We start from the raw sequence: 1,342 nt of genomic DNA on the forward strand, positions 1-1,342 counted from the left end.
ACCGAGGGCGACGACGACGATGAGGGCGGCGTTCATGCTTCCTCCGTTCGGGGACGGAACCAGCCGGCGACGACGAGACCGCAGGCGGTCGCGATCGCGCCGGATAGGACAGTGAGGAGCGCGTAGCCGGTGCCAGCGAGGCCGTGGCCGTCGAGGAACAGGGCGGCGGTGGACTCGGCGAGGGTGCTGTAGGTGGTGAACCCGCCGAGGACCCCTGTCCCGAGGAGCAGCCGCAGCACCCTCCGGCGACCGGCATCGGGCCCACGGTGCGCGAGCGCTTCCAACAGCACACCGAGGGCCAGCGCCCCGGTGATGTTGATCCAGAAGATCGACCAACTCACCCCGCCATCGGCAGGGAGCACGCTACTGATGACGTCGCGGAGGGCAGTACCGCCGGCCCCACCGACGGCGACGAGGCCGACGTACCGCCACCGCAGATGCACCGGCCGCATGGTCGTTGCCGGGTCGGAGACGTCGACGTCCGGGTCGGGAGGGAGCTGGTCGTCGGGCATCGGGGTGTCCGTTCGGGTGGTCATGTTCCGCCTTCTGCCGCGACCAGCGCCGCGGCGTGCTGTGCTGCTACCGGATCCAGGAACGCCCCACCCCGCGGGACGAGAGCACCCGTCGGGGCGAGGTGGTACTGCACGGGTTGCCCGGTCGGCAGGTTGAGCTGCTCGAGCTCCGGGTCGGTGAGGTCGTCGATGCATGCGCAGAGTGCGCGGAGCGAGTTCCCGTGCGCGACGACGAGGACGCTCCGCCCTGACCGCACCATCGGCAGGAGCCGGTCGTGCAAGACGGGGCGGACCCGCTTGATGACGTCCGAGAGTGCCTCGGTGCGTCGGAGGGCGCCGTCGGGCAGGCCGCGCAGCGCGGAGCTCGACCGCAGTTCCTCCCACAGGTGCAGCGACATCGGTGGCGGTGTGCCGGTACGGGACCTGCGGAGCCGCACGTACTCGTCGTCACCGAGCATCCGACGGGCGTCGGTCTTCGTCATCCCGGTCAGGGCACCGTAGTTGCGTTCGTTGAGCTGCCACACCGCTTCCGTGGGCAGCTGTGTCCCGAGGGCGTCGCAGACCAGTTCGGCGGTGCGGACGGCACGGCGCAATGTGGAGGTGACCACGACGTCCGGCGTGATGTGGTTCGACCGGAGGAGCTGTCCGGCTGCGGATGCTTGCCGTTCGCCGCGGTGCGTGAGCGGGACGTCGAGGAGCCCGGTGAAGGTGCCGGCTTCGTTCGCGGTGCTCTCCCCATGCCGCAGGAGCGTCAGCATGCCCGTCACGGGGCTTCCGACGGGAGGAGGACGGTGGCGCCGACCGGGTCGTGCGGGACGACCAGTATCGGC

2 protein-coding genes are annotated in these 1,342 nt (G+C 70.7%); both read right to left on the bottom strand.

Annotated elements, in window-relative coordinates:
- Positions 1 to 32 precede the first annotated feature (32 nt).
- The gene (locus ACUJ8O_RS11460; RefSeq protein WP_002854165.1) at positions 33 to 536 is read right to left on the bottom strand and encodes a fluoride efflux transporter FluC; all 504 of its coding nucleotides are present in this window, start codon (positions 534 to 536) and stop codon (positions 33 to 35) included.
- Entirely contained in the window at positions 533 to 1,270 is a 738-nt protein-coding gene (locus ACUJ8O_RS11465) for a 2,3-bisphosphoglycerate-dependent phosphoglycerate mutase (RefSeq protein WP_063718739.1), read from the bottom strand. Before ACUJ8O_RS11465 ends, ACUJ8O_RS11460 begins: the two co-directional genes overlap by 4 nt.
- Positions 1,271 to 1,342: the final 72 nt, after the last annotated feature.

The organism is Micrococcus sp. EWR3.9.1 (genome assembly GCF_052615555.1).

What these genes read in the sequence shown, in the direction of transcription:
- ACUJ8O_RS11460 (WP_002854165.1), bottom strand. Translation starts at nt 536, where the DNA reads ATGACCACCCGAACGGACACCCCGATGCCCGACGACCAGCTCCCTCCC.
- ACUJ8O_RS11465 (WP_063718739.1), bottom strand. Translation starts at nt 1,270, where the DNA reads ATGCTGACGCTCCTGCGGCATGGGGAGAGCACCGCGAACGAAGCCGGC.